General features: G+C 53.2%; 14 protein-coding genes. 8 read left to right on the top strand and 6 right to left on the bottom strand.

What is annotated here, in order from left to right:
- Positions 1–41 precede the first annotated feature (41 nt).
- From tyrS to AB1L42_RS05090, 4 genes are all read left to right on the top strand, one after another.
- Positions 42–1274 (top strand): tyrosine--tRNA ligase, encoded by a 1233-nt coding sequence (gene tyrS, locus AB1L42_RS05075; RefSeq protein WP_367052043.1) that lies wholly within the window; start codon positions 42–44, stop codon positions 1272–1274.
- A gap of 391 nt (positions 1275–1665) precedes the next feature.
- The gene (locus tag AB1L42_RS05080; RefSeq protein ID WP_367052045.1) at positions 1666–2421 is read left to right on the top strand and encodes an ATP-binding cassette domain-containing protein; all 756 of its coding nucleotides are present in this window, start codon (positions 1666–1668) and stop codon (positions 2419–2421) included.
- 44 nt (positions 2422–2465) lie between these two features.
- Positions 2466–4868, top strand: coding sequence for an ABC transporter permease subunit/CPBP intramembrane protease (locus AB1L42_RS05085; RefSeq protein WP_367052047.1), 2403 nt, complete (start codon positions 2466–2468; stop codon positions 4866–4868).
- A gap of 104 nt (positions 4869–4972) precedes the next feature.
- Positions 4973–6160 (top strand): hypothetical protein, encoded by a 1188-nt coding sequence (locus tag AB1L42_RS05090; protein ID WP_367052049.1) that lies wholly within the window; start codon positions 4973–4975, stop codon positions 6158–6160.
- 50 nt (positions 6161–6210) lie between these two features.
- Here AB1L42_RS05090 and AB1L42_RS05095 read toward each other — a convergent pair whose 3' ends face one another.
- Positions 6211–7188, bottom strand: coding sequence for an alpha/beta hydrolase-fold protein (locus tag AB1L42_RS05095; protein ID WP_367052051.1), 978 nt, complete (start codon positions 7186–7188; stop codon positions 6211–6213).
- Positions 7189–7448: 260 nt separating this feature from the next.
- The gene (locus tag AB1L42_RS05100) at positions 7449–7808 is read right to left on the bottom strand and encodes a hypothetical protein (protein WP_367052053.1); all 360 of its coding nucleotides are present in this window, start codon (positions 7806–7808) and stop codon (positions 7449–7451) included.
- Between AB1L42_RS05100 and AB1L42_RS05105 the strand changes: the two genes are divergently transcribed.
- Both AB1L42_RS05105 and ribD read left to right on the top strand, forming a co-directional pair.
- Entirely contained in the window at positions 7800–9605 is a 1806-nt protein-coding gene (locus tag AB1L42_RS05105; protein WP_367052055.1) for a hypothetical protein, read from the top strand. The genes AB1L42_RS05100 and AB1L42_RS05105 overlap by 9 nt on opposite strands.
- A gap of 186 nt (positions 9606–9791) precedes the next feature.
- Positions 9792–10946, top strand: a complete 1155-nt coding sequence (ribD, locus tag AB1L42_RS05110) for a bifunctional diaminohydroxyphosphoribosylaminopyrimidine deaminase/5-amino-6-(5-phosphoribosylamino)uracil reductase RibD (RefSeq protein ID WP_367052057.1) — start codon at positions 9792–9794, stop codon at positions 10944–10946.
- A 6-nt stretch (positions 10947–10952) separates the two neighbouring features.
- Here ribD and AB1L42_RS05115 read toward each other — a convergent pair whose 3' ends face one another.
- From AB1L42_RS05115 to AB1L42_RS05130, 4 genes are all read right to left on the bottom strand, one after another.
- Positions 10953–12167, bottom strand: a complete 1215-nt coding sequence (locus AB1L42_RS05115) for an amidohydrolase family protein (protein WP_367052059.1) — start codon at positions 12165–12167, stop codon at positions 10953–10955.
- Positions 12164–16741 carry a PQQ-binding-like beta-propeller repeat protein gene (locus AB1L42_RS05120; protein ID WP_367052061.1) on the bottom strand — a complete coding sequence of 1526 codons (4578 nt, stop codon included), beginning with the start codon at positions 16739–16741 and terminating at the stop codon, positions 12164–12166. The genes AB1L42_RS05115 and AB1L42_RS05120 overlap by 4 nt, the downstream gene beginning before the upstream one ends.
- Positions 16742–16907: 166 nt before the next feature.
- Positions 16908–20237, bottom strand: a complete 3330-nt coding sequence (locus AB1L42_RS05125; RefSeq protein WP_367052063.1) for a DUF4332 domain-containing protein — start codon at positions 20235–20237, stop codon at positions 16908–16910.
- 47 nt (positions 20238–20284) lie between these two features.
- Entirely contained in the window at positions 20285–21361 is a 1077-nt protein-coding gene (locus AB1L42_RS05130; protein WP_367052065.1) for a hypothetical protein, read from the bottom strand.
- Positions 21362–21733: 372 nt separating this feature from the next.
- On the opposite strand from AB1L42_RS05130, the gene purQ reads away from it, so the two are divergent.
- Together purQ and AB1L42_RS05140 are read left to right on the top strand one after the other, a co-directional pair.
- Positions 21734–22549, top strand: coding sequence for a phosphoribosylformylglycinamidine synthase I (purQ, locus tag AB1L42_RS05135; protein ID WP_367052067.1), 816 nt, complete (start codon positions 21734–21736; stop codon positions 22547–22549).
- A gap of 427 nt (positions 22550–22976) precedes the next feature.
- Positions 22977–25763, top strand: a complete 2787-nt coding sequence (locus AB1L42_RS05140) for an MMPL family transporter (protein WP_367052069.1) — start codon at positions 22977–22979, stop codon at positions 25761–25763.
- Positions 25764–25843: the final 80 nt, after the last annotated feature.

Here is a 25843-nt window from a genome sequence, read left to right on the forward strand (position 1 = left end):
TTGCTTCCCATTGCACTTTTTGATCGAGTCCGAGTCCATTCATGTCCTTCCCATCCGTTTCCGAACAACTCAAAGTGATTCGACGTGGAGTCGAGAAAATCGTTCCCGAAGAGGAACTGGAATCGAAGTTGAAGAAAAGCCTTGAAACGCAAACTCCACTACGCGTGAAGTACGGAATTGATCCCACAGCAGCGGATGTTCACCTCGGACATACGGTTCCGCTCCGAAAGATGCGCCAGTTTCAGGAACTCGGCCATCAAGCAGTGATCATCATCGGAAATGCAACAGCGATGGTGGGTGATCCGAGCGGCCGAGACGAAGCCCGCTCGAAGCGACTTTCTGAATCCGACGTGGAAGCCAATGCTCAATACTATCTGGAGCAGGTCGGAAAGGTGATCGATCTCGAGAAGGCGGAGGTTCACCGGAACGGCGACTGGTTCGGGAAAATGGGACTCGTCGACATTCTCAATCTGTGTGGCAAGGTTACCGTCGCCCAGCTGCTCAGCCGAGATGATTTCGCGAAGAGAATGAAAGCAGAGGTTCCGATTTTCCTGCACGAGTGTCTGTATCCAATCATGCAAGCCTGGGACTCGGTCATGATTCGCGCGGATATCGAACTTGGTGGAACCGAACAACTTTACAGCTTCATGCTTGCTCGTGATTTGCAGAAGGATCAGGAACTTCAACAACAGATTGGAGTCATGTCCCCAATTCTCGTCGGGACTGACGGAACGCGCCGGATGGGCAAGAGCCTCGGGAATTACATCGGGATTTCCGAAGAGCCTTACGAGATGATGAAGAAGTTCATGCAGGTGCCTGATGATGTCATGGAGATGTACTTCGAATTGCTCACAGACATCGACCTCGCCGAAGTGAAAAAAATTCTCGCGGGGCATCCGAAGGACGCGAAGGTTCGACTGGCCCAATCAGTTATCGCTCAGTACTGGGACGAAGATTCTGGAGTTCAAGCAGCGAATCGATGGCAAAAAGAAATTGGTGAAGGAGGTCTGCCAACAGACATTCCGGAGAAGGCAATTTCTCGCCAACAGTTGAATGAAGAGGGTTGCCTTCAAGCTGCCCAGTTGCTGAAAGAATTGGGGCTCGTTCCGTCGACAAGTCAGGCAAACCAGCGAATTCAGGGTGGGGCTGTCTATACACTCGTCGATGGAGAAAAGACTGCCGTCGCCGACCGCAGCGACTGGATCACCGTGACGAATGGAATGATCGTTCGCGCAGGGAAAAAGGCCTGGGCCAAGGTTCTGCTCGAAGACTAAGAGTGACCCTCAGAGTGGGTCGACAAGCAGCGTCGTGGTTTTTCAAAAGTCACGATTCAGGCACGCTGATGAATCGTGTTTTTCAGAAGTGTCAAACGGCAAGTGCCTGCCCATGTCTGCTTTCCTTGTGAATTCTTCTGTCGGGAGGGATTGAGGGGGTCGGGCGATTCTTCGGGTTTTGCTGGTTGCGACGAATGATTGTATGTGCTGGCCTGTGACGTATTTGTGGGAATCGCGTCGGTGTTGCTGGGCGATTGTTGTAAACCAACACGGGTGAGGAATCGAATTTCGCGAATGTTCTTTTCGAAGTGTATGAGATAGTATCCGTCAGTCGGTTCCGGCGCGTCGTCGACGTTTCATCACATTCATTTGCTAAAGATGTTCCCGTCTTATGATTCGAGTCCAGGATCTCACGAAAGAGTTTTTTGATCTCAAGAGGGGACCAGTCGCAGCACTGAACAAAGTCTCTTTCGAGGTGAAACCGGGTGAAATCTTTGGGCTTTTGGGCCCGAACGGGGCAGGCAAAACGACGTGTTTGAGAATTCTGAGCACGGTTCTGAAGCCGACATCCGGGCTGGCGCTCGTTGCAGGATTTGATGTCGCGCGGTCGCCTGAATCGGTTCGGGCCAACATTGGCTTCATGTCCGGGAACACTGGCATTTACGACCGAATGACCGCCTGGGAAATGGTCGAGTATTACGGTCGCTTGTATGGGATTGAAGAAGAACAGCTGCAAAACCGTCTGCATGAGATCTTTGATCAATTGCAGATGAACGAGATTCGCGATCTGCTGGGCTCGAAGATGTCGACGGGAATGAAACAGAAAGTTTCGATCGCCCGGACGATTGTGCACGACCCGCCGGTTCTCATCTTCGATGAGCCAACATCCGGGCTGGATGTGCTTGTGGCTCGAGCGGTGCTGGAAGCGGTCGATTCTTTGCGCGATGCTGGGAAGTGCATCATTTTCTCGACGCACATCATGCGAGAAGTCGAGAAGCTGTGCGACCGAGTTGCGATTATCCACAAAGGGGAAATCCTCGATGTTGGAACAGTTGATGAACTGATTCAGAAGTACGTTCAACCCGACATCGAAGAAGTGTTCTTCCATCTGATCGGTTCCCGGGACCCCCTGATGAACGCGATTTGATTGTCACGGACGTCTGACTGCGAAAGAGACTCACTGAGAGCACTATGAGTTGGAAAAATATCAAGCTGATCTTCCTCCGTGAGGTGCGCGACCAGTTGCGTGATCGCCGAACCTTATTCATGGTGGCGGTTCTTCCGTTGTTGCTGTACCCCGCTCTCGGAATCGGCATGGTGCAGATGACTGTCACCTTCGAGGAACAGACTCGCAGCGTGGTCGTGCTCGGCGTTGATGAAATTCCATCACCCAAACTGATCGACGGAACGAAGTTTCGATCGGACTTATTCAAAGAACCAGCGAGTGCGAACAAGCTCCGCGTGATCTCCGATGCCACCGGAAATCTCGAAGAGCATGAGATCGATGAAGAACTCAGACAGGAGTTCACGCAGTTCCTGGATTCACTTTCAGAAAACGAGCGAAAACTTCAGCGACTGGCGGTCCTCGAACGCGATTTCGCACTCGACGAAACGTACGAACGTTCGGACCCGGAACTTGCCGAGTTGATCAAAGAGCAACAAGCTCTTCGCAAAGAAGCGATCGCCCTTCTGGCGGATTCACCCGCCGAAGTCGTGATCCTGTTTCCTGCCGGGTTCAAGCAGGCTTATGCAGACCTGACGAGCTCCATTGCTGACGGCGCGGTGTCGGAAGAGATGCTGAATGATTTGCCGCGCCCTTTTGTCATTCATAACAGCGCTAACGAACGCTCCGAGATCGCGTTTAATCGAGCGAATAAAGCTCTGGCCGCATGGGAAGATGAAGTTCTTACAGACCGATTGAGTCAAGCGAAGCTCCCGGTTGCGTTCACCGATGCGATTCCGATCACAGATATCGATTTGGCCGAAGCAGACGAAATCGCTGCGAATGTCTGGAGTAAGATTTTCCCCGCGCTGCTGGTCATTATGTCAGTGACGGGTGCGTTCTATCCAGCGATCGATCTAGGGGCTGGCGAAAAAGAACGCGGCACCATGGAAACGCTGCTGATTTCCCCAGCGACTCGCGCTGAGATTGTCTTCGGGAAATTTCTGACTGTGATGCTCTTCAGCATCTCGACAGCATTGCTCAATCTGGCGAGCATGGGATTCACGGGAAAACATATGCTGACAGCGGTCAGCCAAGGGGCAGCGTCTCCGTTGGGTGATCTGTCGTTTCCGCCGCTGCTTTCGTTGCTGTGGGTCGTGCTTCTGGCGATTCCCCTGTCAGCTCTGTTCAGTGCACTCAGTCTTTCGCTTGCGATGTTCGCGAAGAGCAGCAAGGAAGGCCAGTACTATCTGACGCCCCTGTTGATGGTGACGATGGGGCTGACAATGTTCTGTCTCAACCCGTCGATCGAATTGACCCCGTATTACAGCGTGTTGCCCGTTGTTGGTCCCGCACTGTTACTGAAGTCGCTCTTGCTTGAGGGCGCCACGTCATCTTCGGTGGTGACCTATGTTCTGCCGGTGCTGATCACCAGTATTACTTACAGTGGAATTGCGTTGTGGTGGGCGATCGATCAGTTTCAAAGTGAAGGAATTCTGTTCCGAGAGGCGGAGCGATTCGATCTCGGGCTGTGGTTTCGGCACTTGCTTCGAGACAAGGAAGAGACTCCCAGCTTCTCGGAAGCGACGGTTTGTTTTGTCTTGATCGCGATGCTTCAGTTCCTGTTCCTGACGTCGATGCAAAGCTCACCCTCTGCGTTAAGCGGACCGGTTCGAATGGTGCAGGTGCAGTTGATTTACCTGATCGCCACGGTCGGTGTACCGCCAGTTTTGATGGGCTTATTGCTGACGACTAATCTTTGGAAAACATTGAAGCTGCATCTTCCGAACTGGAAGTACCTGTTGGCGGCCTGTCTGCTGCCACTCAGTCTTCAACCGCTCACGCTGGAGTTGATGTCCGCTCTCGATCCCTTCTTCCCACCGCTTCCCCCCGGGGCAGAGCAGATGATGCAAGCGATGGCAACAGATACTGTTCCGCTGTGGTTAACGCTGGCGACGTTTGCATTGGCTCCCGCAGTTTGCGAAGAGCTCGCATTTCGTGGTTTTATTCTGAGTGGACTTCAGCGATCGAAACGCGAATGGCTGCCGATCATTATTTCAGCGATGTTGTTCGGCGTGATCCATATGATCCCGAAGCAGCAATTCAATGCAGCTCTGCTCGGTCTGGTGTTGGGACTGTTGGCGGTCCGCAGTCAAAGCTTGTGGCCGGGAGTTGTCTTCCACTTTGTGTTCAATGGCGTCCAGGTATTGGCAGCTCGGTTGACTCCTGAGGCCCTCACAGAGGGGCCCGCACAGTTTGTGTTCCGAGTCGGCGAGTCCGGGACGATTGAGTCGGTCAGTTTTCAACCGGTCTTTCTCGTGGTTTGTGCTGTCGTCTCGGGCGGTCTTCTGTATTGGCTCTTGAATTCTGGAAAACCATCAACTCATTTGGATTCGAATTCCAATCTGAATGGTTCCTTCGCGGCTGAGTAAGCGGTTCGACGAATTGGTCTTGTCAGTCATGGGGTTGATGCCAATGATATCATGTTGGAGGCTCCCATTGATGAGCGGAGCAATTCAACTCAGGAACCGCGAGAGTGTCTGTTGCGAGGACGTGTATTGCTGGTCTGCTGATAGCGCTGTTCGCTTGCGATAAATCATTTTGCGCCCAGCAACCCGTCAAAGAGTCGGCTTCAGAGAGCACAGCGTCTCTGGTTCGACAACTTGGAAGCCGTTCGTTTCAAGTTCGCTCTGATGCTGAAAGAAAACTTCTCGAAAGCGGATTCGACTCTTTAGGGGCCATCAATCAGGGGATCAATTCCGACGACCCTGAAGTTCGCACAAGATCTCTGCGAGTCATGCAGCTACTGGAGCGATCGATTTTCGTTCGTTACCGCGACAAAATCCGTGACAACCCGTGGCTTTTCCCACAGCAACTCACTCCCGGTTGGGAGACGTTCTTCGAACTGGTTGGCGAATCACCGGAAGCAAGGGCTCTGTACGTTCAGCTTCTACAGAGTGAAACAGCCATCATGCTCTCGCTGAACCGACCGGGATGGCAATCCAGATTCGAACAACGATGCGGGGAGATTCTATCATTTCCGCAAGGACCTTTTCAGGCAAAGACTTCGCTGGCCACGATGACGGCTTTACTCTTTCTCGCCTGTCATCCGGAAAACACCCCCAGTGGACCCGCGACAACGGTGATCAACAGTTTTCTGAACGACTCGCAATTTCGCAGGGCAACACGCGACCAGAAGACCGGCACCGTGCTGCGATCGCTGGTGGGGCAGTGGATTCTCTGTTCTGTCAGTTCATCGAGCAGCCAACGACTGAGTTTGGCAGCGTCATTTGAAATGGCCGAAGGTCTGGACGCTGCGCGAGAGTTGATCAGCCAGCGACACAAAGTCAGCTTCTCACCCACTCACCTCGAAGACGCCATTTCTTACCTCGGGCGTTACGGAGGGCCGGTCGTCATCGAGGAATTGGAACAACTTCTCGATGACGAAATGAAGCTTCGGGGGCGATATCGGGGAGGTCCTGAAGTTCAGGTGCGTGACATCGCACTCGCTGCGCTTCTGCATCTGACGAATCAGAACCCCGAGAGTTACGGACTCCACGATCTGCGTCCGCGCACCGGATTTTTGTATATCGGGAGTTCCGTACGTTTCGGGAGTACAGAAGACCGTCTCTCAGCGATCGAACAGTGGAGGACCTGGCGAGCCCGCAATCTTGGAATTGCCGTTCCTGACACAACGATTGCTGACGAAGGGATCGTGCTCTAACACGACCCAGTCTCAGGTTTGTGGACTGATTCAACGAACTGCATCTCGCCTTAACGACGGGAGTTCTTTTCCTGAGCGATGCGCAACGACTCGACGTGGTAGTCAAACCAGATGTCGCTCATCGTTTCGATCATCTTCTTGCGATTGTGGGCGAGGTCTTCCAATTCGATGTAGGTGTGATCGACCCCCAAGTCCACCAGATGCTGGTGAAAGTCTCGAATAGTGGGAAGGTGCCCGCCATCTTTGGTTCCGCAGGCGATTTGAATGCGAAGCTTTCCCCGGATCTGTTTGAGGTTCTTCTCGGCGAGCAGAAATGCATCGTTGTCTCGGTAGTTTTGGATGTCTGGGCCGAGATAGTTGTTTGGGTAGGTGTCGGGAGTGTCCGGATCAAAGTTCTCAGCCGTTCGAGGAACGTTACCAGCTTGGCAAAACAACGAGCAAAACATCTCCGGGTACTTCATCGCGAGGCGGGTTGACCCCCGACCGCCCATCGAGAAGCCCTCGATACAGCGTCCCTCTCGAGACGGAATCGTGCGATAATTCTCGTCGATGTGCGGAATCAGACCTTCGATGAACATCGATTCGATCGGGAATTCACCATCGAATGAGTCTTTGTAGAACGTGCTTCGGCCTCCATTCGGAAACACCATAATCATCGGCGGCCACTTTCCTGACTCAATTCCCTCGTTGAGCACGGTGACATCTTCGAAGCTGTGAAACTCGTTGCCTCCGTTCCCGTGCAGATTGTAAATGACAGGGAATCGTTTCGAAGAATCCTTGTGGTATTCGGACGGGAGATAAATGCAGTATCCGACGTCCTTGCCATTTTTTTCGAAGTGAAAAGTGTGGTGCGTGACACCCTCCGGAAGTCCACTCTCTGGAATTGCATTAACCCATGTGATGCTCGGACCGGTCGGTTTTCCGTTTCTTTGTGCGAAAAGTGGAGTTGCTCCGATCGTCAGGAGGACGAGAACAGCCAGACCAAATGAGCGGCCGGCGGAAAAGCGACAATTCCAGTTCAGTGGCATGGAAAATACTCCGTGTGTCCCATTCGGGAGCGGGGAATGGGGAGGGGTTTGAGACGTCAAACAGGCAATCACCCTGTGAAACATCACTCGGTTCGACTAAAGTTTCACATTGCGAAGAATAGTGAATACCGCCACCGAGGTCGCCTTTCACAAACGGGTTTCTACCGGGAATCCAAACAGCGACCTTCGATTGATGCGGAACCGGATCATAAATTCAATAAACCCATCTCACTGAAAAGTGGGTCGGGCTGCATACTGTTTCAGGAGTAGCGTTCATCATGGATCCATATGCACCGTGTCCTTGCGGTAGTGGCAAAAAGGTGAAGTTCTGCTGTCAGGCCATTTTGCCAGAAATGAGCAAGATCGAGCGGTTGCAAGAAAACAACCAGCCACACATGGCGCTGCAGTTGATCGACAAATTGCTGAAAGATCATCCAGAAAATGGCTGGCTCGTCACTCAGCGCGCCATGGCACTTTTCAATGATGATGAATTCGAGGTTGCGCGCGACAGCTTGTTGCCATTCTTGCGCAAAAACCCCGAACATCCTCTCGCGAATGCTTTGCTCGCCATCGCTGTCTCTCAGATTGAGCCGGTGGAGCGCAGCAAGAAGGTGATTCATCGAGCCTTCCTGAAGAGCATGAACGCGGAGCCGCAACTCGTCGCGATTCTGGCCGGAAAGCTGGTTTCGTTTTTCCTCGAGTCCGGACAGGATATGGCTGCCCGCCAGCACATGGCGATCGTTCTGCGACTTGGCAATGACGAAGAACGTCAGCGAACGCTGATGGCAATGCTGGAACTCGATGCCGATACCAGTGTTCCGTATCCGCTTCGAGGAGGGCATCCGCTTCCGACCTATAATCCTCCGGAAGAACTCAAACCGCAATTCAAAAAAGCCCAGCGTCTGTATGTTCACGGATGCTTTTCCGAAGCGGCTGATCTGTTGCAGACATTGACGGAGCAGGATCCGGAATCCGCCGAACTTTGGCACACCATCGGATTGATGCGTGCCTGGGACGGGGACGAAGCAGCAGGCGCAACTGCTCTGCATCGCGCTGCAAGTTTGTACGACAACTATGACCGAGCAGTCGACCTCGAAACAGTTGCGCAGCTTCTGGATCGTCGCCAGAAAGAGAACGCAGTCGTCTCTCGAATGCGAAGCTACGAGACAGAATCACTTTCGCAGTTGTTGACGCGACTCGACAACGAAGATCGACTCTGCCGTGTGCCAATGGTCGATCAAAATAACGGGATCGCAGCTTCATACGATATTCTGGATCGAGAACTTCCCACAAACGACGCACTCGAATCGATGACCGTGGAGACAGTTCCTCGATCGATCTCTCGACTCGTATTGGTCGACAAGGTCGATGCTTCCTCACCTGCCGTCGTTCACCTCACAGCTGTTGAAGGGGAGCGACTTGAGAAGGCTCAGGAGACTTTGGAGAAAGCGGCCGGAGAGTTGATCAAGCCCGTTGAACCAGAACCAGAAGAGGGCGAAGACTCTGATGTCGTCGCCTGGTACGCAAAGGACGAACTTGCTCTAACCGAGTCCGCTTTCTTCCCGCCAAAAACTCCTTCACGAATTCGGCAGCAGTTGCGGAAAGAGTTTACGGATCGAAGCATCCATGAAACCTGGATGAATTCCTCTCAGACCGCACTGCAAGGCAAAAGTCCTGCCGAAGCTGCGAATGATGAATCGCTGAAGGTTCCACTGGCTGCAGCCATCTGCGTCTTCGACGCCTTCCTCGATCGCCGGGATATCATTCTCGATCAGGAACAGCTCGCGGAAAAACTCAACGTTCAGCGCGCAGCATCCATTCCTCCGCAGGACAATCTCGACCTGAACACGCTCACGGTTTCACAGCTCCAAAGAGTTGCTCTCGACGGAATGTCAGACGAACTCTTTGATCTCGTCATGCAGCGAGCACTTGTCATCAAGCACTGCGGTCACGGTTATCGAATTCTGACTGAGTTCTTGAACAATCGTCCGCAGCTCGTTGCTGAGAAAGATACTGAAGCACAACAAGCCTTCAGAACTCTCGCTGAAGTCTGCAGCCGGTCACTGCGAGAAGGTGAGGCACTGGAATGGATTCAGCGCGGCTTTGAGTATTCCAAGAGTACGAACGCTCCGTTTGAATCGCTGCTGATGTGGAAGATGCAGGAGCTTCAATTCCGCGCGAAAGATCTCGACGATCCAAAGCTGAAAGAACTCCTTCTGGAATTGTGGAACCACTACGGAGCAAAACTTCCGATCGTTCGCGAACGTCTGGAAGAATTCGTCCGAGCACTCGAGATCGACGCTCCTTGGGAAAACGCAATCGTGATGCCCGGTGCTTCTGCCGAAGGCGGAACCAAATGGACAGCCCAAACAGAAGAAACCGTCAGCGGCGAGAAAAAACTCTGGCTTCCTGATTAGGGATTCTGCGAAGAGTCTTCGATCGTTCAATGTTTTTGTCGTCTCGATGAACAGTTCGGGTGACCTCGTCGAAGTTGCGCGAATGGTGCGTTGATAGTGATGGTGTGATGATATCGAGATGATCCTATCACTCCCTCTTTAGTCCCGAGGGAGTGGTCGAATGGCCCACGCGTATGAGTCGGGAAGATGCACGGCACTGAAGATGACGGTCCATCGCAATCTCCTCAACGGTTTCGAACAGATTCCGAAGCGATGACGCATGCCTTGTCTCTCGCTCGGCGCGGTCTGGGCTACGTTGAGCCGAATCCTCCGGTCGGAGCTGTGATCGTCGACTCGCACGGGAATCTGATCGGCGAGGGGCATCATCAGCGATTTGGCGGACCGCATGCAGAAGTAGTTGCACTGACAAGTGCCACTTCGAAAGTTCGTGGAGCCACGATTTATGTGACACTCGAACCCTGTTCACATTACGGGAAAACTCCGCCTTGTGCTGATGCCTTGATTGCAGCGGGACTGTCGAGAGTTGTTATCGGCACAATGGATCCGGCCGAACATGTTTGCGGACAGGGCATCGAACGGCTTCGGGATGCCGGAATCACTGTCGACGTCGGCGTATGCGAACCTGAAGCACGCCAACTCATTGGACCGTTTAAGAAACTTCAGTGTGAGAAGCTTCCCTACATTCATGCCAAATGGGCCATGACTCTCGATGGTCGCATCGCCTCCCGGACGAAAGCTTCGAAATGGATTTCCAATGAGCAGTCCCGCAGTATTGTCCATCAACTGCGTGGTCGGATGGACGGAGTCCTCACCGGCATCGGAACAGTTCTGGTGGATGATCCGCTGCTGACAGCACGTCCTCAAGGACCGAGAGTCCCGACTCGCATCATTCTCGATAGACAGCTTCGCCTTCCGCTGGAATCGCAGTTGATTCGCACCGTCGACCAGGCTCCGGTTCTCGTCTTCTGTACCGATCAAGCTGAGACAGAGCGAATTGAGCAAGTTCGACAGCTCGGTGTCGAAGTCGAAATCGTCGCGATTGATTCAAACACCGATCGAATTGATGTCTTTGCGGTCTTGCGCGAGCTTGGACGACGGCAGATGACTAACGTTCTCATCGAATCGGGAGGAACGCTGCTTGGTTCGCTGATTGATCAAGATTGCGTTGACGAAGTGCACTGCTTCATTGCTCCAAGAATCATCGGCGGCGAAGGAGCCATTTCACCGGTTCTGGGGAACGGATTCGACACAATGGAACAAGCCCGTCGACTTCGAAATCCGGAAGTTCAGGCCCTCGACGGCGATGTTTATGTCCGTGGCGAACTCGTTCGATCGCCATGACTCGATTTAACGATTGACTGGAACAATCCATTCGCCGTGCTGCATGACGCCGAGTTCTGAATTTGGATCATCGAACAAGTGCCGCTCCGGGTCTGATCCCGATGCTTCTGACAGCGGGACGACACACAGGGACGCAATCCCCCCAGCTGTGAGTCTTCCAGAATCGTGCTGTCCGAGCGCCTGAGCTGCGTTCACTGTTGCGAGTCGTAAAAGGCTCGAGGAAGCGGTATTCGGATTCTTAGAATGTATGAACGCCAATTCTTTGAAAACGGAGAGGTCAGGATTAGATGCTCGACTGTCCGTTCCAATTGCTACTTTGATTCCACGTTCAATCATCTGCTGCCAGGGGTGCTGGCCAGTTTGCATTGAAGCATGTGTTCGCGGGCAATAGACGACCGAGAAATTCTCTCGCTTTGAAAGAAATTCGAACTCTTCGTCGGATAAATAGTTTCCGTGAATCACCAGCACGGGTGATGAGACATCAACCAGTTTTAGGTAGTCGATTGGAGTCTTTCGCGACGCGAAGATGTTTCCGGAATCGATGTTTAAGTCGCTGAGCATCTTCTTAAACGGACCAGTCCCATTTCGGAGTAATTCAATTTCCTCGGGGCTTTCGGCCAGATGAAATGCCAGTGGAACGTTGTGAGACTCAGCCAGTTGCGCGAGGCGGGCGATCAACTCCGGATGAGTCGAGTAAGGAGCGTGCGGACTGATCGCTGCCCGAATATGCGGAGGGGACTCAGCGGACAGAAACTTCTCAGCGATGTCGAGGCTGGCAGAGATTGATGAAAGATCGAGACCGAGAAATTCACGGAACATCACAACATGCTGCGGAGAGTCAATCTCCGACCAATCACGTTCGGTTCTCCAGTCGCGGGTCGCAATTTCTCCCACGACGGTCGATCCCGATCTCACTGATTCGGCAAGACCCTGAGAAATAACTGGATGATTTTGATCAGGCTGGCTGATCTTCCAGCGGATGACTCCGCGAATCCAATCGCAAAAAGAACGGAGAGGCTCTAAGGGGGTGGATCGAGACGAGAATTCGAGATGTGTGTGAGCGTTAATCAATCCGGGGATCACAGCGACGTTTCCCAGATCGCTCGCTTCGGCGTCCCCAGCCGCGATATCTTCAATTCGCTGGCCGGAGACCGAAAATGAAATATCCGAGAGTGGGGGGCTGTCTCCTGGATAAAACCATCGACATCGATAGCGTTTCATTGAGCACGTTCTTGAGATGTTGCGACTTGTTTCGTCGGTTTAATTTTTAATCGTTCATTGTAAGTCCACAAATCGATCAGTCGTTTATAACGGTCGAAGTGTATGTAAGAGAAACCCCCGGAATTAGAGAGGCGTTCCCATTCAACGACCGTTTCTCCAGTACGTTTATCGAGGCCAACGAGACGAAGTTTGCGGAACGAACTGTCGAGCTTCGGCTCCGGTTGATCACTCACGAACAGAATCAGGGGCGAGTTCTCCACCTCGCGAGTCACGAGGTTCATCGTCCAGTTGCGTTCTTTTCTGTTCTTGCGATTCTTCTTCTCAGCAGGTGCGTCTTCCGGTTCTGGCTCAACCTCTGGCTCCGGCGGATTCAAGCTCTCAGTTGTTCTGGACCAGAGTAACTCTCCGCCTCGATCAAATGCGAACAAGGTTCCTGGCGTGCGGAATGAAGGCAGATTGACGTATCCGGAACTCGCGTCGCCGTGCGCAACTTTCACAAAAATTCGCAGGGCATCAGCGAAGCAGTAGATCCGTTTGTTCACCCTCATCAACTCCCCAGGAAGACTTCCCAGCTGACGTCGTTCGCCAGTTTTCAGATCGATCGAAGAGAGTTCACCGACTGACGTCAAAACAGCGACCGTCTGAAAGTCGACATCCGTCATCGTTGCTGAGTCTTCGATGTCGATGCTCCAGAGGGTCTCGTCATCGTCTGTTCGAGTTGCTGCGAGAACCCAGGCTCCCTTCTTTTCATCCGAAGGTTGTGTGAGTGTCACAATGGAGTTTGCGTTCACCTTCAGGCAGTTCAGGGCGAAGTTCCGATCGGTGATTTCTTCGACTTGAGCTCCGTCAATTCCGCGAATGTGCTGGGTGTCGCGACGGTGACTGGTCAGCAGAAAATCAGGACCATGTGGCCTTCCGGTTCTTCGAGTGTCGACATCTCGTTCGGTCCACAGAAGTTCTCCGGTGAGCGGATCGAGAGCATGCATTTCTTCGTCGAGGACTAGAACTGCCGAGCTGTTGGCAGCGAGCAGAAATCCGGTCAACGAGCTTTGCGATGTCAGGTTCAGATGGTTCCGAAACGCTATCGGATTGACCATCGAGTAGGAGTCGTGACGGGAAGGTCGTCGCAACCTCGCAGCTGCTGCACCGGAGATATCCGGAGAGTAAGACCAAGGAACTTCACGGTCGAGAACTTGAACAGCGTGGAGAACCCCACGATGCACGAAGTAAGACATCGAGCCAGCATGTAGTATTCCGACACCAGAGCTGCGAGACAGATACGGAATGCTGCGTACTGGGAATGTCCAATACAGCTGGCCGCTCTTGCCATCTTCGATGCGGATCCGCTGGTGTTGAGGATGGTACAAGTAGTTCTTTGTCGTCACGACGGGAGAAGACTCCCCTTGCTGCGGAATGGCGAGAACGTGGTCATCGCGTCCGAGCGTGCCAGCTCTCAAAGCGGCCCAAGAGTCACCCCAGTGATCGTCAATCGCTGGCGATTCCGATGCCAGTTTCTCGAGTTCATTGAGAGCGGTCTTCGCAGCTTCGTGGCTGTCAATTCCTCCGCGAATCACCGTTGGAGGTGCCTTTAAGATCTCGTTCCAGATGTTGCGTTCGTCAGCCAGAAGTTTCTTCTGTCGAAAGATGCTGGCCATCTCGACTAAAGCTGGGACTTTTAAGTCATCATCGTTCGAGTCGAGAACTCTTTCGAACCGGAGCAGGGCATTAGAGAACCGATCTTCGGAACGATCCTGAATCGCGAGTTCAAATTGAAGCTGCGTTCCTGTCGGCGTGGCTGACAGGGCTCGCGCGAGGCGATCGATATTGAGATGATTCCTGAGCTCAACGGCTTTCAGAGAAATCGTTCGTTCAATTTGCAGTCGTTCGTTTGAAGTGCATTCCTTGAGGATCTGGTCCAGCTTGCCAGCGATCCAGGAATCGATTCGAACGGTGCGATTGTTTTCTTCAAGATATTCCTTCAGTGACGAAGTCTTGAGAAGCTCCATGCAAATCCCGACCGCAGTGACAGCTTCTCCAGAATCAATAGCTGCATTCACCAGGCGTTGTCGGATTTTGACACGATCCACACCTTCGGGAGCGAGATCGCTCAACGATTGCAGGTCGCCTTCGTGATTGAGAATGCTCTTGTCGATCAGGTTCCAATAGAGTTCGTCGACGGGGTCAATTGAAAACTCGATATTGGGATCGTTCTTGAGCGTTTCCCGGACGGACCGACAAAGCTCAAAGGCTTCCTGGTCCATTCCTTCTGAGATGAGCTGATTGATATTCCGAAGTGTTTTCACGAACTCTTCGGACTGCTCCTGTTGCGATCCGATGCTTCCATCGAGGGCGATTGCCATGCTGTCGAAGCTGGATACGGAGACTAAATAATTTCGGGAGACCTGCATGTTTCCGAAGCTGGCTCCTTCGACGGCCAGTTGAAACGTTTTCCAGTGCTCGCCAGTCTCAAGATCGACAACCGCGATTTGGTTGTTCTCAAGTGGCAGGAGGAGTTGGTCGTTAAGAATGACTCCGCGACCACAGACTGAGAGCTCATCGGACGAGAGCGGTTTCTTCCACGCGATCCGCCCGCGTTCGTTCACGTTTCGTGCAACGACAAAATTGTTTCCAACGTAAATTGCCAGATCGTTATGAATTCCGGCCAGATATAAGCAATCATCTTTCTCCTGTTGCCAGATCAGCGCTCCGGTTTCTCGATCCAAACAGAACGAGAAGTTGGTCGAATTTCCGAACTCATCAGGCAACTCGATCGGCGTGCTGATGACATAGTTCTCGTAGGGAATGACCTGCGAACGATCCCAACGACGGTTCAGATCTTGAATCGCCTGGAAGGCATTTCCTCCACGAAAACGCCTGCCGCCTTGTTTTCGGTCGCTGTAACGAGTCGCCCAAGCGAGTCTGCGCGTCGTGCGATCGACAGCCACGAGCCATCCGCACGTCGTCGGACAGAAGACAAGAGGACCGGAAACTGTCGGCGTACAACTCCAGTAGCGGCGAATGATGTCGCTGGTAATCGGGCTGGATGGGATTGCGATTGCCTGAGACCACAGCATCTCGCCATTGAATCGATCGAGCACGAACAACGTGACCTGATCCTCGCGTTCTCCAATGATGTACAATTCTGATCCATCGACGGTTGGAGCGCCGAAGAAGAACGTCCCCGCGAGTGGAGGTGAGAAAGGAGCTTCCACGACTGCTCCGCCCACTTTCCAGGCCGGTCGGCCGGTGTCGATGTCGTAGACCATGAGACGGTTTGAGCCCCAGCCCGAATCCTGTTTTCCTTCGGAAGCAACTCGACGCTGCCAGAGATAGGAATTGCTTCTACCGGACTCGGTGAGCACTGAATTGTTCTCGATGACATAGACGAACTCGCCATCGGTGCTCACGCTGCGAGAGACCTGATCGCGAAGAAGCAGACTCGTGAGCGGACTGACTTCTGAAGCTCTTCCACTCATCTGAAGCGTTCTCAGTGAGTCGCTCATGTCGTTGACGACGATCGATTCGAGGTCGTCGACATTGCGATCTTCCCACACAAGCTGACCGGTCGATGCTTCTCGAACTTCCAGGCTGCGCAAGGTTCGAAGCACAATCTTTCCAGCTGCGAACGCAGTGGACGAGACCGGAATCAGTGTGCGGCCATTCTGTTGAAGATCTGAAAAGATGTGGCTGACCGCGTCACGAATCGCGAATCGTTCGATTGCCGGTTGGCTCCACGCGGGAACGAGGTTCTTGGGAGAGAAATCACGGTCCGTGAGAAGAGGTGTCTCGGATGTTGCTGTGCGTTGAGCACGATCGTGAGAGGGGAAGCTGGATCGCAAGTCCGTTTGATCTTGCGGGATGCCGAACTCTTTCGTGAGTGCTTCGACCAGCGAAGGATTGTCCGCCTCGGATGCAATCAAGGCTGCCTGTTTCGCCAGGCGTGCGGAAGCTTGGGGGTTTGATTCCTGACGCGCGACACGAGCGAGCAGATCAGCTGCTGAATCGAGTTGGCCCTCGTCTCTCCATCGGTACGCAAGTTGCCTCAGCGATTCTTGTCCAGTGTCCGTTGCAGAGTATTTCAACCCGGTGGAGTGCAGGATGTCGACGTCTTGTTGGCGAAGTGCTGAGTCGAGTTGTCTGCGAGCAGCCGGTTGAAATCGATTCTCGTAGTTCCGCAGTGCTTCAGGTGGAACACTCTCCAGAATCCGTTGGACTTCTCCTTTGAGGGACCGCAGCTCGCGACGGGAATCGAAAAAGAAGGAGTCGTCCGGCGAGTCAATCAGGAACTGGAGGATCTCGATGGCATCGTGCCAGTTCTGCTTTTCGATTGCGATACGAGCTTGATCGAGACGTCTGGCAAGATCTTGATTCTGCGGTGTCCGTGAATCAAGTTGGTCGCGACCGAGCTTGTCTTGCTCGATTGCTTCCGCCCCCTCACGGACTTCGCGATCAAGATTCCGGAACCACTCCCCAATCGGATTCTTTTCTTCTGTTGCGTCCTGACTGTTGCCTGTTGAGGGAAGCAAAATCGTCAGGCAGGTTGCGAGCAACCCGACAACCATCGTCCTCTTCATCACCATTGCTGATATTAACCACAGACTGAAATTGAGAAGGAATCGAATCACCTTCTCATTGTCACCAATCTGAAGCCGTACGAATAGGGCGCATTTGAGGATTCTTGAACAAGCGTTCTTGAATCACCTGCGTCACGAGGAATCGGGCTGACCGAGTTGCAATTCGTTAAGCTGCTCGGAGTTCGCGAGAGTGACGGGCCAGGGCGATCCATTGCGTGACATCTTCGAGGCTGGGCAGAGGTCCGACTTTCGGGGAACGCTGCCACGAAGGCGAATTCGCATGTTGTCGAATCGTTTCGAGGAGTTGCTGAGGCGTGAGTCGCAGGAGTGCTTCAACCTGCGTGACGCCACAGGCCACGAGGATTTCTGCATGAGCCGCCCGGAGTTCCGGGATTCTGCACAGCAGAGTCGCGAGATGCTGCCATCGCTCAACGACACTCACAGTGTATCGCGGTCGGCTGAGCCGTCGGCTGATTTCTCGGGGATCACGATGGAGTAAATCGAAGACGGTGGTCAGACCGATGCGGTTGAGGCGCTCCGCAGCCCGTTGACCGATTCCGGGAGTTTCGCTGACCAAGCTGTCAGGGCTCAACAGGAATCGATAGTTCGAGCGGGAACGGCTCGTTTCTGCAGTGGCCAGCGAATCGAGAGCGAAGCGATCCGGCTCCCAGCTGATACTGCCCTTGAGCGGTGCAGGGAATTCCGTTTCGGATTCGACTGTTCGATGCGAAAAGTGAGATGAGGGTAGCGGGTGCGAACGATCCGTGCGAAGTTCTTGATTTGACTCTCCGCGAGCCTGTCGCATAGTGCGGGAACTTCGAGCGAACTGAATCCACGAATGACACAGCTTTTGATTCGGCCGAACCAGCTCGGAACTCAACCATTCCAGAGGACCATATTCTCCCGAACCGGAATGAGCTCGTTCCATGCGGCGAACTAGATCTCCCGCGTCAGCTTGAGAAAGTTCGCTGGGGCTGAGGACTCCAATCGCGACGAGCGTTTGAGCATCTCTTCCCGTCAAGTTCGGAACACAGCACAGAAGTCGAGCCTCCGCTTGCCAGTTGCGAAGAGTTGCTGCCGAAATCTGGAGGCTGTCCAGCGGCATTTCTGTGATCTCGGGGTCGAGCCCGATCAGATCACCAATTGTGCGGACGCCAAGTGCCCCCAGTCGTCGCACCATCTGCTCACTCAATGATGGTAGCACACCAATCGATTGATCAGGGGCCAACCAGAATGGTTCGCGTGCGTGAAGGGAATGAATGATCTGAGAGTCTTCCTGGTGGGAAGCGACTGGAATCCGGTTTTCTGATGGAAGAGGAGCGAGCGGTTGTTGACGAATTCGGGTGACTTGAGGAATCCGATTCGAACCGGGAAGAGTTCGGACGGAAGTTCCACGTTGTTCGAAGAGCTCCGACAATCGATCCTGACAGGTGAAGAAGAGGATCTGCCGATTCTCACCGCATGATTCGATCAACGCATCGACGCAAGCGAGAACGCGATCGTCATCGCTGTCCGAAAGGCACTCGTCGAATACAAGCGGCAACTCGACGCCTCTTCGAGAGTATTCATTCCAGAGAGCAAGTCGGAAGCTGAGCGATGCTTGCTCGTTCGTCCCGCGACTCAGGGCTGTCAGCGGCAGCAGTGTTCCCGACTCGTTCAAGACGTTGAGCTGATCGGTCTTTTCACAGTACTGAAACCCGGTATGTCGGCCATCGGTCATCTTATTGAGAAGTTCGGAGGCTTCCGTAATCACCGGGCAGCTGACTTCCTGATCAAGATATTCTTGAGTCCGTTGCAGGACTGACTGAAGGACGATCAGCGATTGACTCTGTTCGAGTGCGTCAGAATGCTGCTGCTCAAGCTCGTTGTACTCTTGCTTGAGAATTTGAATCCGGCGGTCATTCGCATGATCGTGAACCAACGCCCGATGTTCGGCGAGTTCTTGACGGCAGCTGCAAAGCTCTTCGACGAGACGCCACCAGCTGGTTTGGAGTTTGCGTTTTCGAGCAATCAGTTTTGCTTCCAGCTTGAGAGTCTGCTGACGCTGTTCCAGAACGTCTTCGCGTGATGCTGGCTGTGGGAGAGGAGTGCTTTCAGCACGGACAGCTTTCGGTTTCTCAATTCCGTGGTGAACGCATTCGCATCGTTGGGCTTCGTTTTCGGTTAACAGCTGTTTGCGTTCGCCGAAATCATTCGACAATTGACTGACGAGAAGTTCGCGTTCTTTCTGCAAGCGTTGAATCTGACGGACGAGTTGCCGCTCGCAGCGATCGACACCCTTCCGCTGTGTGAGAATCGTCGAGCGCTGAGTGATGTTCTGTTGTTGGCCGAGGCTTCTGCAGATGAGGGCCAGTTGATCCTGAATTGTCGTCAGAGACCGTTGAAATTCCTGTGTGGAAGAGTGTCTCTGACTTGCTGGAATTTCGGTGGGCTGATTGATTGATCCCAGCTGATCGATGAGTTGGTGAACTTCTTCTTCGATGCGGGCGATTCCGCTGCGTTGTTGTTCAAAGTTGGCAGCGATCGCCGCTTGATCAGAATGCGAACCTGTCAAATCTGCAACGAGAACGCTGAGCTCGTAACGGGAACGTGCCAAGTCTTTCAGAACACGTTGCGCATTCGTGATCTCTCGATCAAGAGAGTCAATTGCCTTCGAATCAAAAGCCTGCATCTGCTGCACTTTTGGTGACTGAGGAGTCGCCTGTGGTTGTCGCGGCTTGGCGAGCTGCTTCTTTGTATTCCAGAGTCGCAGTTGCAGTTCTGAGAGATCAGCCTGACAAGCTTCCAGTTCAGTAAGTGTCCACTGTGAACGGTCACTCAACGTGCGAATTCGCGTCTGCAGTTGATCGAGTTTCTGAGACCAGTCGAGATCGCGGCCGCGTTGAGATTGAGCGAGCGAATCAATCTGGTCCCGCAATGCCTTTTTGCGTCGCGTCAATCGTTCGAGTTCTGCCTGACCCGGGACCGGATCAGCTGCCGCGTTTCGGAAGAGATCAACGGTTTCGATGCGTTCAGCAAGCCACGCCGGATTGGTCGATCGATGCACGAGAGAAATGCCGTCTCTTTTTGCGACTCGGACCATTTCAGGGATAGAGTGAGCTTCGTGTCCACTGACGAAGAAGATTGTCCGAATCAGATCTTCGTCGAGCTTTGCGATCTGTGATCGGACGTGACTCGGGATCGACTCGTCTGTTGATTTGGTGGTGATCGCCAAAGTGTCTCGATGTCCAGGGCGGGATCGGCGCGTGATCGCAAAATTAAATTCAGGAAGCGCACACAGAATTCCTCCCCCTGCAGAATGCCCCCCGCTGGCTGGCAGGAAGTGTTGTCGGCGAGAGCGATCGAAGCCGCACAAGACGCCGCGCAGGAATTCCAGAACGGTCGACTTTCCGGACCCGTTGGAGCCGTGCAGGACGTTCAAACCGTCTGAGAGGTGTTCGATTTGGAAATTGTCGAAAGCACCAAAATGGTCGATCGAAATCCGTCGAAAATTCATCAGTCTACTCCAGGAAAGCTGTTTGAAATCTGAAGAGTGAAAAGCGTTCAGACCAAAAAATTGTCGAGCGACGGAACAGTGGAAGACTCAAGCACAGCAGGCAGACAGTGTGCGACTCGCTGCTTGATTCGTTGGAACTGGTTTTCACAGACTGCTTGAGGGCCGGTTTCAAACGAGCCGTTCACGTCTGCCAGTTCAATTCTTGAGAGTTCACGCTTCGCGAATTCGAGTGCGTCAGCTGCTGTTTCTGAAAGGCACGTCGAATGCCAGTCCACAACAAGACTGGAGAGAGCAATTGCAGGAACACGCGTCTTCAGTTGCTGTTGAATGTCATTCATCAGCCGAGTTCTGGAGACGGTTGTCAGTGAGCTCGGCAGTGAGGCGAGTTCGATATCGACGACGGTCGGAATCGTCTCGATCGAATCAACGGTCGTTTGCCGAATCACTTCAGAAGCAATCCAGTCCACACTTCCGAGTTGCGAAAGCGAATCAGGAACCGAAAGTTGAATTGATTGAAATCGAACCGATTCGACGGAAGTGGGACGCACATGCTCCGAACTGAAGTGATCGAGATCGATCAGCTTCGCTTCGAAGGGACCTTTGTCTGCTGCGGAACTTGCTTGAATCTCGCGAGTCGGAACGACCAGCGATTGGTCATGTCCTCGTCGGCGATACTTGATCGAAGCGGCTCCGTGACCGGATTCGATGAGTTTAACTCGAAGCGTGGGATTGTTGGCAGCCAGACAACTCATCGTTGCGGCGAGGTCGATTCCCGTTTGCGCGAAGATTGTCGTCCAGCATTCATCGAGCGAAACGGGATTGAGGAGCGCGAGTTGAATGTCGTGCTCGCGGAGCTGAGAGATCTGTTCAATCAGGAACCAACCGATTCTCGGATTGACGTTCATCGACCCGAGTTCGCCACTCAGGATCAACAGGTCGACATGGCGATCGATCGCGGTGCGAAAGACTTTCTCAGCGGCGGCAAATCGGGCATCAGCAATTGCCGATTTGTGTTGGTCTGAAACTCTGGAAAAATCGCCGTGAAGACTCTCGTCCAGTCGAAAGTGGCTCGCTTGAAGAATGCGTCGCACTTCCCCCACCATTTCGCCTCCCTGCAGCGTCACGCTTTGTTTCCCGTCTCTGCGGGATCATGAATCCCCAAGCATTGTCGCTGGGGTTCGAGTATTTCCGCCATCGATCCGTCTCCTCATGGACTCGATCGAAAGCATTAATTGGAAACTATCAGAGAATTCAGAAGCCAACAAGACGAGATCTTAAGAGCATCTCGCACTTGCTTCTGCAGACACAACAGTGACTTGTGATGAGTTGCTTCTGAACCGGTCGTCCGCGGGGGAGATGACCTTCTCGAAACTTGCACTCTCCGAAGATTCAGGGAATTACTGCTCTCATTCTCGCACGAGAACCCTCGCAATTCTAAACTTGGCGTTCGAGAACGAATTCTGCGAAAGAGACCCACCGACAGGAACTTGAGATTCATGGCCAGTCCACGAGTTTGTGTGCTCCGTGCCCCAGGTACGAATTGCGATCACGAAACAGCCCACGCTTTCGAATTGGCGGGAGGGGAAGCCGAACGTGTGCACCTGTTTCGTGTCCTCGAAAATCCGGAAGTCCTCAAGCAGTACCAGATTCTCTGTATTCCGGGAGGATTCAGCTACGGTGACGATGTCGGAGCCGGCGTTGTCTTTGGGACGCAACTCAAAACACGGTTGGCAGATACCATTCAGGAATTTCTTCAGTCAGATACTCTGACGCTGGGAATCTGCAACGGGTTTCAGGTCTTGATGAAGTCAGGAATTCTTCCCGGCGGCGCCGATCAGCAATCGAAGGATTCGAATTCCGAACCGGAAGCGACTCTCACCTGGAACGAGAGCGGTCGATATACGGACTTGTGGGTGAATCTAAAAAGCTGCTCAAGCCGAAATGTATTTCTCAAAGGGATCGATCAACTTGAGTCACCGATCGCACACGCTGAGGGAAGATTGAGAGTTTCTGACGAGTCCGTCCTCCAGACTTGGGAAGAAAACGGACAGGTCGCGTTGCGTTATACCACTGCCTCTGGAGCAGATTCCTCAGAGAGTTCAGCGAACAACGTGCTTCCTTACCCGGAAAATCCGAACGGTTCGTTTTCGAATATCGCCGGGCTGGGAGATCCATCGGGGAGAGTCTTGGGCTTGATGCCGCATCCCGAACGGTTCTTGTTCGCGACGCAACATCCGCAATGGACGCGCAAGAATCTGCGAGGAGATGGAGCAGGGCTTCAGATCTTCAAGAACGCCGTCGAATACTTTTAGAGCAAGTTGCTCTATCCTGTGCACTCAGAATCAGAAAATGCTCTCAACCCGAATCTGACGTATTTCTAACCACAGCGGATTCTGAGACCGCTCTCCAGAAGCACGATCGAATCTGTTGATCGACGGGCGGGGAAATTCTTCAAATTGATCCTTTTCCCTCAAGGCTGTAATCGTAGCGATAGTTACGGTTTGAGTCTCTCCCGGATTGTTTGCCACAAGCCCGCAATTGGAAAAGGTCTCCCATCTTCTCGGACCGTCAGGTCCGGATCATTCGCGACAGCCGTCTTGCAGTTTGCCGTTCCTCGACCGACCTTCAGCAAGTTTGGAGTGGTTATCGGACGATCAACTGAAAGTGTATTCCCTCAACCGCCCGGTCGAATGCGCTCATCGTTTGTGATTCGTCTCGGGGTGATCTTGGAGGACTGTGGTGCGTCACGTCCGAATCGACTCCGCAAAAGAACCAAAAGGTTTCTTTCAGAAGCGTGACCCATGGGGGCACGGGCTGGCACTGTGGATTCTGGCGCTCATTTTATTCGTCGCACCATTGGCTGTGTCATCGCTTCGACACGTCCGTCTCGATAATGATGTCGAAAGCTGGCTCCCGGAGAAAGATCCGAGTGCCGCTGATTATCTCTGGTGTCGTGAACATTTCCCCGAGGATGAAACCGTCATTCTGACGTGGGAAGGAAGCGTTGTTAACGATCCGCGACTTCCGATTCTCGTTGGGAAACTGACCGGCAAACAAGACGCTGACGGCCAAATGCGTGGTGGACTTCCATACGTGAAGTCCGTGGTCCACGCTGGTGACCTTGTAGAACGCATGGTCGAATTCGGAATCGACCAGAAGACCGCAGTCGACCGCCTCCAGGGAACGCTTGTTGGACTCGGACGGCTGAAGGTTCGTCTGACCGAAGCAGGTCGAGAAGATCTGAGTCGCACTCAGGACGTTATCGTCGGCGGTGCGAAGTCGATCTTCAACGTTGATCTTCAAATTCACGACCTGATCGCGACCTGGGAACCGAGTGAAACTGAAGAAGCGGAATTCCATCGCCTCTCCGATGTATACGCGATGCACACCCAAACTGATCTGGAACTCACCGATCTTGGCAGCCATGACTTCCAGGTCACCTGGGACGGGATGGCCAGCCAACACGAGTTGCGTAGCGCCATTTCGGACTGGGTGAAGACAGCCACATCTTCCACCGGAGTTCCGCTGGTCGAGGACTGTTATCGAGCGGTCGGTTCCCCAGTCGCTGTGGTCGTTGCTTTGTCCGATGCAGGTAAGGCCGAAAAGAACTCGGCAATCTCAGCCATTCGACAAGCTGCTCTTGAATCATTCGTTCCTGAGACGGATTTGATTGTCAGCGGACGTGTCGTGGCCGGGACCGAGTTGAATAATGGAGTGATTCAGGCCGCCTGGAATCCGGCAGCGACGAACCCACTCAAAAAATCGGTGATTCTCCTTTCCGGATTCGTCGGAATTGTTTTCGCGTTGATTTCATTGAAGAGTCTGCGACTTGGTGCTCTGGTCATCTTCGTTGCCTACTACGCCGCACTGTTGGGAATGTCGATGGTTCCGCTGACTGGTGGTTCCATGAACATGGTCCTGATTGTGATGCCCACGCTTCTAATGGTGCTCGCACTTTCGGGGGCCATTCATGTTGCCAATTACTGGAAGCACGCTGTCTGGGAGAACCCGAAGACGGCCGTCGCCGAAGCGACCCGTATGGCATCGCAACCCTGCCTCATGGCAGCGTTCACGACATCGCTAGGCCTCATTTCGTTAATGAACAGCGATCTTGTTCCGGTCCGGAACTTTGGCTTGTACGCCTCCATCGGTTGCATGATCTCAGTCTGTATGGTGCTCTATGGGCTGCCTGCGCTGTTGCAAATGGTTCCACTTAAGCGGGTCGAGCCGTGCGAAGTGAATCCTGCCCGGTGGATCTGGTTCGGAAATCTGGTTTGTCGTCAGTGGCTTCCAATTGGAACGGTGACGCTTCTCGTCGCAGCAGTCTGCACGGTTGGTCTCCGACACTTTGATGTCGAAACCAAAGTCATCAAGTACTTCCCGGAAAGCTCGCAAGTCGTCCAGGATTATCAGTTGCTGGAAGACACACTGGCTGGGATCAGTCCGATCGAGGTGCTTGTTCGATTCAATGCTGAAGGTCAGGACGACTTTGGTTTTCTGGAACGTTTGGAACTGGTTCGCAAGGTTGAATCTTCTCTGAACGAACATCCTGAAGTCAGCGGAACTTTGTCGCTGGCGAGTTTTCAGCCTGTTCGACAAAAACCAGCCGACGATGCGAGTGTGCGAGAAAAGATCTTCTTCAATCGCCGTTCCAATGAAACAGAACGACGAGTGAAGTCGGGCGAGATGGATCAAGCTTCCAATTTCATAACGATGAATCGAATTCCGCAGGAGAACGGCGACGAGCTCTGGCGGATCAACGCCCAAGCTGCCGTTCTGACTGATGTGGACTACACCGCATTGACGCAGGAGCTGAGCGACCGCGTCGAGAAAGTGATCCAATCCGAACCGAACATCGATCACGTCGTGACTGGAACGGTTCCGTTGTTCCTCCGTACTCAAAACGCAGTTCTCGAAAGCCTGATCTGGAGCTCACTTCTGGCCTTCGGCATGATCGCGGCAGTGATGGTCTGGGTTCTCAAAGATCCGCTGGCTGGCATGATCTCGATGATCCCCAACCTTCTCCCAGTGGTCGCTGTGTTCGGCCTCGTCTCCTGGTTCGGGCAACGCATCGATATTGGAACGATGGTGACCGCTTCCGTCGCAATGGGGATCGCTGTGGATGGGACGCTGCACCTGTTGACATGGTTCAAGGATGGTCTTGAGCGCGGCAAAACGCGTCAGGAATCAGTCATCAACGCGCTGTCGCATTGCGGACCAGCGATGTGGCAAACAAGCGCAGCTGTCGGCATCGGCTTGTTGGTACTGTTCCCAGCGGAATTGCTGTTGATCAGTCGATTCGGATGGCTGATGGCGACTCTGATCGGGGCAGCTTTCATCGGAGATATGGTCCTGCTGCCGTGTATGCTCGTCGGGCCGTTGGGAATCCTCTTAGAGCGTCGCCTTCGCAAAGTTCCCACATCTACCGATTTCGACTCTCACGAAGAACACGAGACCGATGCGATTCCTTCGCATCATCTTCCGCTGTCACCGCAGCATGTTCACGATTCGCGATACGTTGGGTAACTCATTCCGAATTCTCATCGCACTTGATGAGCTGTCAGGTGGCTAATACAGCGATGTCCGTGAGGTCGATCGTTCGACGA

The sequence above is a fragment of the Thalassoglobus sp. JC818 genome, assembly GCF_040717535.1.
Taxonomy (GTDB): Bacteria; Planctomycetota; Planctomycetia; order Planctomycetales; family Planctomycetaceae; genus Thalassoglobus.

What these genes read in the sequence shown, in the direction of transcription:
- tyrS (WP_367052043.1), top strand. Translation starts at nt 42, where the DNA reads ATGTCCTTCCCATCCGTTTCCGAACAACTCAAAGTGATTCGACGTGGA.
- AB1L42_RS05080 (WP_367052045.1), top strand. Translation starts at nt 1,666, where the DNA reads ATGATTCGAGTCCAGGATCTCACGAAAGAGTTTTTTGATCTCAAGAGG.
- AB1L42_RS05085 (WP_367052047.1), top strand. Translation starts at nt 2,466, where the DNA reads ATGAGTTGGAAAAATATCAAGCTGATCTTCCTCCGTGAGGTGCGCGAC.
- AB1L42_RS05095 (WP_367052051.1), bottom strand. Translation starts at nt 7,188, where the DNA reads ATGCCACTGAACTGGAATTGTCGCTTTTCCGCCGGCCGCTCATTTGGT.
- AB1L42_RS05100 (WP_367052053.1), bottom strand. Translation starts at nt 7,808, where the DNA reads ATGAATCACCTTCTTGCTGCGCTCCACCGGCTCAATCTGAGAGACAGC.
- ribD (WP_367052057.1), top strand. Translation starts at nt 9,792, where the DNA reads ATGCACGGCACTGAAGATGACGGTCCATCGCAATCTCCTCAACGGTTT.
- AB1L42_RS05115 (WP_367052059.1), bottom strand. Translation starts at nt 12,167, where the DNA reads ATGAAACGCTATCGATGTCGATGGTTTTATCCAGGAGACAGCCCCCCA.
- AB1L42_RS05120 (WP_367052061.1), bottom strand. Translation starts at nt 16,741, where the DNA reads ATGAAGAGGACGATGGTTGTCGGGTTGCTCGCAACCTGCCTGACGATT.
- AB1L42_RS05125 (WP_367052063.1), bottom strand. Translation starts at nt 20,237, where the DNA reads ATGAATTTTCGACGGATTTCGATCGACCATTTTGGTGCTTTCGACAAT.
- purQ (WP_367052067.1), top strand. Translation starts at nt 21,734, where the DNA reads ATGGCCAGTCCACGAGTTTGTGTGCTCCGTGCCCCAGGTACGAATTGC.